Source organism: Pigmentiphaga sp. NML080357, assembly GCF_002188465.1.
Taxonomy (GTDB): domain Bacteria; phylum Pseudomonadota; class Gammaproteobacteria; order Burkholderiales; family Burkholderiaceae_B; genus Pigmentiphaga.
The window spans coordinates 24457-31783 of sequence record NZ_NINW01000039.1 but is presented as its reverse complement, the minus strand read 5'-3'; the positions used below and the strand labels follow the sequence as shown (position 1 = coordinate 31783).

8 protein-coding genes and 1 pseudogene are annotated in these 7327 nt (G+C 64.2%); 5 read left to right on the top strand and 4 right to left on the bottom strand.

Going from position 1 to position 7327, the window contains the following annotated elements:
- The 4 genes and pseudogenes from CDO44_RS18235 to CDO44_RS18220 all read left to right on the top strand — a co-directional run.
- Positions 1-112 (top strand): annotated as a pseudogene (locus tag CDO44_RS18235) (IS5/IS1182 family transposase); the annotation flags it as partial.
- A 54-nt stretch (positions 113-166) separates the two neighbouring features.
- Complete coding sequence (locus CDO44_RS18230; protein WP_158213333.1) at positions 167-1948, top strand: NAD(P)/FAD-dependent oxidoreductase; 1782 nt, start codon at positions 167-169, stop codon at positions 1946-1948.
- Between the two features lie 55 nt (positions 1949-2003).
- On the top strand, positions 2004-2759 hold the full coding sequence (locus CDO44_RS18225; RefSeq protein WP_233146255.1) for an alpha/beta fold hydrolase: 756 nt from the start codon (positions 2004-2006) through the stop codon (positions 2757-2759).
- Between the two features lie 38 nt (positions 2760-2797).
- Entirely contained in the window at positions 2798-3757 is a 960-nt protein-coding gene (locus CDO44_RS18220; protein WP_087781707.1) for a tripartite tricarboxylate transporter substrate binding protein, read from the top strand.
- Between the two features lie 54 nt (positions 3758-3811).
- On the opposite strand, the gene CDO44_RS18215 is transcribed toward CDO44_RS18220, so the two are convergent.
- Both CDO44_RS18215 and CDO44_RS18210 read right to left on the bottom strand, forming a co-directional pair.
- Positions 3812-4099, bottom strand: a complete 288-nt coding sequence (locus CDO44_RS18215) for a SelT/SelW/SelH family protein (RefSeq protein ID WP_087781706.1) — start codon at positions 4097-4099, stop codon at positions 3812-3814.
- Between the two features lie 13 nt (positions 4100-4112).
- Entirely contained in the window at positions 4113-4787 is a 675-nt protein-coding gene (locus CDO44_RS18210; protein WP_087781714.1) for a uracil-DNA glycosylase family protein, read from the bottom strand.
- Between the two features lie 61 nt (positions 4788-4848).
- Between CDO44_RS18210 and CDO44_RS18205 the strand changes: the two genes are divergently transcribed.
- The gene (locus CDO44_RS18205; protein ID WP_233146253.1) at positions 4849-5661 is read left to right on the top strand and encodes a DUF72 domain-containing protein; all 813 of its coding nucleotides are present in this window, start codon (positions 4849-4851) and stop codon (positions 5659-5661) included.
- 9 nt (positions 5662-5670) lie between these two features.
- Here CDO44_RS18205 and CDO44_RS18200 read toward each other — a convergent pair whose 3' ends face one another.
- Together CDO44_RS18200 and CDO44_RS18195 are read right to left on the bottom strand one after the other, a co-directional pair.
- Positions 5671-6366 (bottom strand): SDR family oxidoreductase, encoded by a 696-nt coding sequence (locus CDO44_RS18200; RefSeq protein WP_087781704.1) that lies wholly within the window; start codon positions 6364-6366, stop codon positions 5671-5673.
- A complete protein-coding gene (locus tag CDO44_RS18195) occupies positions 6356-7321 on the bottom strand; it encodes a tripartite tricarboxylate transporter substrate binding protein (RefSeq protein WP_087781703.1) in 966 nt (321 codons plus the stop codon). The genes CDO44_RS18200 and CDO44_RS18195 overlap by 11 nt, the downstream gene beginning before the upstream one ends.
- Positions 7322-7327: the final 6 nt, after the last annotated feature.

Genomic DNA, 7327 nt, shown 5'->3' with positions numbered 1-7327 from the left:
ACTGTTCCGGCGCCTCAAAGGCTTCCGGCGCATATTCTCGCGATTCGACAAGCTGGATGTGATGTTCATTGCCTTCATCAATTTCGCGCTCATCGTTGATGGGCTTAGATAGTGTGAACACGCCCTAGATGAAATGGCCCCATACATCCAGGGCGCATGGAACTACATGGAGCGAGTACCCGAGGCACTCAAGGGCAAGGTCCGAAGCGGGCTGATTGAAGCGCTGCAGCAAAAAGCCCGCAACCCGGAGCTTCCGCCGCTGCCGACGGCAGATTTCCTGCGACGCATCATGAGTGCCAGCGTTGGCACCTCGCTTCCTCCCGAGTACGTGCCGCTGTTCATCGAGGAACTGGGCCTGAACGGCGGCGATGCCCGAGCGCTGCGTTGGCGCCGCGATCCGGCTTCGCTGAACCTTTCAGACTTCAAGGTCATCGTTGTCGGCGCGGGACTCTCGGGCATCTGCGCAGGCATGCGGCTCAAGCAAGCGGGTATTCCCTTCGTGATACTGGAGCGCAACGAAACGGTGGGAGGAACCTGGCACGAACATACCTACCCTGATTGCGGCGTCGACACGCCCTCGCACTTCTACTCATACTCGTTCAATCCCAATCCGGACTGGTCGAGGCACTTTGCCAAGCGTGACGAAATCCAGCAATACATAGAAGAGACCACGGACAAATTCGGCCTGCGCGAGCACATCCGGTTCGGCGCTTCCGTGGAATCCGCTCGGTTCGACGAGGCCAGCGGGCTATGGATCGTCCACTACACCGATCGGCACCGCCGAACCCATGCGCTCGCCTGCAACGCGCTCGTCACCGCCGTCGGGCATAACGTTCCCGCGACGCCCCGATTGGGAGGGCTTGAGGATTTCCAGGGCGACGTGCTGCATACCGCCCAGTGGAATCGGAACATCTCGCTGGCCGGTCGGAAAGTGGCCATGATAGGCACCGGCGCGAGCGGCATGCAGGTGGGGCCCGCGCTCGCGCCCCTTGTCGAGAAGTTGACAGTCTTCCAACGCACTCCCCATTGGGCAATGGGCAATCCCAACTACCATCGGGAAGTGCCGACCGGCCAGAAATGGGCACTGCGCAACATACCCTATTTCAGCCAGTGGGCGCGGTTCCTGATTTTCTGGGCAGCATCGGACAGCTTCCACGATACGCTCCATATTGATCCTGATTGGGACCAGCCCGCGCTATCGCTCAATCGCCGCAATCATCAAATGCGTGAAAACATCCTCGCCTATATGCGGGAACAGCTCGATGGCGACGAAGAGCTGTTGCGCAAATGCACTCCAGACTACCCTCCCTACGGAAAGCGGCTGTTACGCGACAACCATTGGTTCAAGATGCTGAAGCGGCCGAATGTCGAACTGGTTACCGACCCCATTGACCGCGTGACCGCCTCGGGCGTCATCACACGGGATGGCGCCCGCTACCAGGCTGACGCGATCATCATGGCAACCGGCTTCCATGCCTCGAAGCTGCTGTGGCCCATGGATATAGCGGGCCGCGGCGGACGCACCATCCGGGACATCTGGGGAGACGATGATCCCCGGGCCTATAAGGGGATGACTGTACCCGGCTTCCCAAACCTGTTCGTGCTCGCCGGCCCCAACACCATTCTCTCTCACGGCGGAAGCGCGATTTTCCACAGCGAATGCCAGGTCACCTACATCCTCCAGGCGCTGCGCGAAATGATCGAGCACAACCTGCGGACCATCGAAGTCAGGCGCGAGGTGCATGACGAGTACAACCGGATCGTCGACGAACGGCACCGCTCCATGGTATGGGCACACCCCGGAGTGACCAGTTGGTACAAGAACAAACACAACCGGGTGACCATGACATCGCCATGGCGGCTCGTCGACTTCTGGCGGCTAACCCGCGAATTCGACCCGGGTGATTTCCTCTGCACAACCGCCGCACTTCGGGCCGCTGCGGCCTGATTCAGATTCACCCATCGCTTATCCCGCCTCTACAAGGAGAAATCTTTTGGACGCAGTGCTGACCGAATTGAGTGTGCAGGGTATCCCCACGCGCATGCTGCGTGGCGGCTCGGGCCCTCGAGTGCTGTTCCTGCACGGGGCCGCGGGCCTGACAGGCTGGTCTGAGTTTTTTCGGCTGCTGTCGAGAACCCACGAGATCTGGTTTCCTGAACACCCCGGATTCGGGCTTACGCCCGCTTCGCCCGCGATCGCAACGACGGCCGAGCTCGCGGCGTATTACCGCGAATTCGTACGCGAGGCCAGACTGGGAGAATTTCACCTCATCGGCAGCTCGTTCGGCGGTTGGCTGGGAGCGGAATTGGCCATTCTGGACGACGTTCCACTTCGCAGCATGACGCTAATCGGTCCAGCGGGGCTTCGCCCGAGGCTGGCAACGACGCCGCCGGCGAACGAAGAGGAATTCGTACGGCGGCTGTATTGGGACCAGACCGTCGCCGATCGGGTTCTGGCAGAGCCCTTGGACGAGGACGAGCGCCAGGTGCAAAAACGCAACCGCAGCGCGACGGGTAGACTCGGGGGCAGCTTCCACAACCCCGAACTGGAACCGGCACTGAGACGGGTCACCACGCCGGCTCTCGTGCTGTGGGGAGAATACGACCAGTTGGTCCCTGCCGAGCAAGCGCAACTTTGGCATTCCTGCCTCCACCGTTCCGAGCTATCTGTGTTCCCGCGCTGCGGCCATCTTCCCCATTTTGAACAGCCCGCGACGGTGGCCAGCCGCGTCGAGGAGTTTCTTTCTCTTCATCGTTGATACGGCGCGCCTTGCACGAACCAGACCAAGGAGACATCATGAACAAACTCGCCCGAACCCTCTTGCTGCTGTGCGCATCGCTCGGCTTGTCCGCCACGGCGCCCGCGCAGGCCGATTATCCCGATCGCGCGATTACGATGCTGGTCCCCTACCCGGCAGGAGGAGCCACCGACATTCAGATGCGCAGCCTTTGCGCTGTCGCATCCCGCTACCTCGGCCAGCCCATCACCATCATCAACAAGCCAGGTGCCGGCGGTGCGCTGGGAGCGGCCGCACTGGCCACCGCTGCGCCCGACGGCTACACGCTCTCTCAAGTTTCGGTAGGCGTATTCCGCATGCCCGCCATTACCAAGATGCCGTACGATCCTGCCACGCTGTCGTACGTCATCGGCGTATCGGGCTACCTGTTTGGCGCAGCGGTGCGAGCCGACGCTCCATGGAAGACGTTCGAGGAGCTGCTGGCCTACGCCAAGGCGAATCCGGGCAAGGTCCGTTACGGCACCATCGGCACCGGATCCGTCCAGCACGTCACGATGGAATCCGTGGCTCAGCAGCGCGACATCGATTGGTTGCATGTCCCCTACAAAGGGAACTCCGAAGTGAACCTCGCCTTACTGTCCGGACAGATCGACTTCAGCTCCGATGGCAGCGCCTGGGCAGAACTGATCGAAGGAGGCAAGCTTCGGCTGCTGGCCGTATATAGCGACAAGCGCGCCAGGAAGTGGCCCGACGCGCCGACATTGAAAGAACTTAAATTCGGTATCTCGGAACAATCGCCGTACGGCATCGCCGGTCCTCCGGGCATGCCCCCAGCCATCGTCGCGAGGCTGCACGACGCTTTCAAGCAGGCGTTGAACGATCCGGAACATCTGAAGACCCTGGAGACGCTCAACCAGGACGTGGTGTACATGTCGAGCGCCCAGTTCGCCGAACACGCAAAGAAGGAAACGGCCAGGCAGGCACAGATCGTCCAGCGGTTCGGGTTGAAGCAGAATTAGGCCCCGGCGAAACAGGGCCGCTATCCCATCCATTCAACGCTCATCGATGACAAGCTAAGGCCGATCCACGTGCCCGAGATCCCTGCCCGGATCCAGCCTGTCGCGCACGCGCTGCTTCAATGCCTTGGCGTCGGGAAAGCCGCCGTCCGCCTTGCGATCCCAGATCAGGTCGCCGTCATAGCGTATCTGGAAGATACCGCCCGTGCCGGGCACCAGCGCGACCTGGCCGAGATCGGTGCTGAAGGTGGACAGCAGCTCCTGCGCCATCCAGGCCGCGCGCAGCAGCCATTGGCACTGGGTGCAATAGGTGATCGATATAGTGGGCGCGGCGGGCGCGGTCATGGCGAAGTCTCCGTCAGGCGGGCGGCAACAGCGCATCGAGCCGGGCCTTGAGCAGCCGCGGGAAATGCGGCCGCCAGCGGGCATTGGCGGGCGAAGGATGCGGCAGCGGATGCAGGTGGATCGTGCGCGCGCCGCCCTCCCCGGGCAATGGCACGGCGATGCTGGCTTCGTACTTGTCCTCGCGCCGCCAGAAATCCCGCAGGGCGGCCGCCTCATCGCCCTCCAGTCCGATGCCGAACCATTCGAAGGCCTCGTTGCCCAGCGTGATCACATGGGTACCCCGCCATTGGCCGGACAATATTCCCGCGATCAGCGGATGGAAACGCTGCCGCACGGCGGGCGGCCATGCCCTATTGTGCAACGGCTTGTAGGGCACGGTGCTGATCCAGAAGAAGCCTGCGCCCACGCGCAGCCCTTCTTCGAACGAATATGGCCGCGCTGGTGCGAGATGCCTGTGCAGTTCGGCACGCAGCATCTGGCCCGAGCTGCCCACGAAAGGCTGGCCGTGCCTGACTTCGTCGCCGCCGGGATCCCGGCCGAAAAAACACAATGGCGCGCGCGCCGGCCCGAGACCTAGAATAGGCACGAGCGGATCGCGGCCGGCGGCGGCATAGGCCGCCGTATCGATGCGATCCAGCCCGGCGGCCAGGCGGCGAAAGGCGGCGAGTTGTTCAGCGTCAAGAGGCATGACGGGCAAGACGAGAAACCGGAACGGCATTGTAGAGGCGGCCGGTTCCATGGAGAAGCGCATGACCAAGCCGACAAGCACATCCCTCGTACGCGTAGGCATAGGCGGCTGGGTGTTCGAACCCTGGCGCGACAATTTCTATCCGCAGGGGCTCGCGCAAAGCCGGGAGCTCGAATATGCCAGCCGGCACGTTACCTCGATCGAGATCAACGGCACCTACTACGGCACGCAGAAGCCGGCCAGCTTTGCGCGCTGGCACGACGAAACGCCGCGTGATTTCGTCTTCGCCCTGAAAGGTCCGCGCTTTGCCACCAATCGCCGCGTACTGGCCGAGGCCGGCCCCTCGATCGAGAAATTCCTGGCCAGCGGCATCGTCGAGCTCAAGGACAAACTGGGGCCGATCAACTGGCAGTTTCCGCCCACCAAGAAATTCGATCCCGAGGATTTCGCCGCGTTTCTTTCGCTGCTGCCCGGCCAGTTCGAAGGCCGCGCGCTACGCCATGCGGTCGAGGTCCGCCACGAGAGCTTCGCAACGCCGGCATTCGTCGACCTGCTGCGACAGCACGGTGTCGCCGCCGTGGTGGCTGACAAGCCCGGCGTGCCTCACGTGCACGACGTGACCGCGCCCTTCGTCTACGTGCGGCTGCAATCGGCCCAGGAAAACCGCAAGCTGGGCTATGCGCCGGCCGACCTCGATGCCTGGGCCAAGCGGGCACGCGCCTGGGCCGGCGGCAAGGAACCGGCGGACCTGCCGCGGCTGGCCCCTTCCCCATCCCGGCCGCCCCGGCAACGCGACGTGTTCGTCTACATGATCAATGGCTTCAAGCCCAAGGCGCCGGCCGCCGCCATGGCCCTGATCGAGCGGCTGTCCTGAGGCCGGCCCTCAGCCTGCCAGCGAGGATCCGCCGCATATCGGTATCTCCTGGCCGGTAATGGCGCCTGCGCCGTCCGACAGCAGGTAGGCCACCAGGCCAGCGACCTCGGCAGGTTCGATCAATCGCCCGATCGGCGGCAGGCGCGGCGGACTCCCGGCTCGCCCAGGATCGGCAAGCATCGCGGTGCGGGTCGCCCCGGGCGACACGACGTTGATCGTCACGCCGCTCACCGCGACCTCGGCGGCCCAACTGCGCGCCAGCGCCACCAGGGCGGCCTTGACGGCCGCGTACTGGCTCCGTCCCGGCATGCCTTGTGCCACGCGGCTGCCGATCAGTACCACGCGCCCCGCTCCGCGCGCGGCCATGGCGGGTACGATGGCATCGGCCAACTGGCTCGGGGCGGCCACGTGCAGCCGCCACATCAGTTCGCCCGCCGCGGGGTCCAGTTCACCCAGGGGGGCAGTCCGCAGCACGCCCGCGGCATGAACCAGCGCCTGGCAAGCGGGCAGCCGCGGCAGGACGGATGCGAGGGCTTCAGCGTCAGCCAGATCCACCGGCCAGGTCTCGAACCCCGGCCGGTCGGTGGAAGCCGCGGCCCGGTCCAGCCCCAGCACGCGCCAGCCCTGATCCAGCAAGGCCGCCACGACCGCCTGTCCGATTCCCCCGCCGCTGCCGGTCACGATCGCGAGCCTGTCATTCCGCACGGATGTTGCCCTCGGTAATGATCTTCTGCGCCCGCGCCATGTCCTCGCCCTGGAACTTGGCGAAGTCCTCGATCGAACCGGTCTTCAGCAGCAGGCCCTGGGGCTCGAACTTGTCGCGCATGCCGCTCTCGACCGCCTTGTTCACCTCGGCATTGAGCTTCTTGGCGATTTCGATCGGCATCCTGGCCGGCCCCCACAGTCCGTACCAGCTGTAGAACTCGTAGCCGGGCACGGTTTCGCCTACCGTCGGCACTTCGGGCAAGGTGGGGACCCGCGCCTTGGAAGTCACCGCGATGACCTTCAACATGCCTCCCTTGTAGTACGACATGGCCCCCAGGACGGGATCGATGAAGCCGGAGATCTGTCCGCCCACCAGGTCCTGGTAGGCGGGCGCCGACCCTTTGTAGGGAACGATGAGATAGTTCATGTCCCCGGCGCGCCGCAGCAGCTCCGTCGCCAGGTAGCCCGCCGAACCGGTCGAACCCACCGCGAAGGTCAGCTCTCCAGGATGGCTCTTGGCGTAGGCCAGCAGGCCTTTGACGTCGTTGAACGGCAGCGCCTTGTTCACCGCGACCGACAACGGCGCCTGCGCCACCAGTGAGATCGGCTGGAAATCCCGCACCACGTCGAACGGGACCGACTTCATCGTCATCGGCGTCGTGGTGACCGTGGACGCGTTGAACATCAGCGTATAGCCGTCGGGAGCGGACTTGGCGACCGCGTCGGCGCCGATGATGCCGTTGCCTCCGGCCCGGTTCTCGACCACGAAGGACTGCCCGGTCTGGTCGCTCAGGCGCTGCGCCAGGTTCCGGCCCAGCGTGTCGAGCGTGCCGCCCGGCGGAAACGGGATGATGATCCGGACTTGGCGCGACGGATAGGTGTCGGCCATCGCGCCTGGCGCGGCGCACAGGGATGAGGCCGCCAGCATGGCGGCAAGCAGGGTTCTGCGCTGCATGTGTCT

Bases quoted from the DNA above. Each gene is read 5' to 3' on its own strand.
- CDO44_RS18230 (WP_158213333.1), top strand. From the start codon at position 167: ATGGAGCGAGTACCCGAGGCACTCAAGGGCAAGGTCCGAAGCGGGCTG.
- CDO44_RS18205 (WP_233146253.1), top strand. From the start codon at position 4,849: ATGACCAAGCCGACAAGCACATCCCTCGTACGCGTAGGCATAGGCGGC.
- CDO44_RS18195 (WP_087781703.1), bottom strand. From the start codon at position 7,321: ATGCAGCGCAGAACCCTGCTTGCCGCCATGCTGGCGGCCTCATCCCTG.
- CDO44_RS18215 (WP_087781706.1), bottom strand. From the start codon at position 4,099: ATGACCGCGCCCGCCGCGCCCACTATATCGATCACCTATTGCACCCAG.
- CDO44_RS18210 (WP_087781714.1), bottom strand. From the start codon at position 4,787: ATGCCTCTTGACGCTGAACAACTCGCCGCCTTTCGCCGCCTGGCCGCC.
- CDO44_RS18220 (WP_087781707.1), top strand. From the start codon at position 2,798: ATGAACAAACTCGCCCGAACCCTCTTGCTGCTGTGCGCATCGCTCGGC.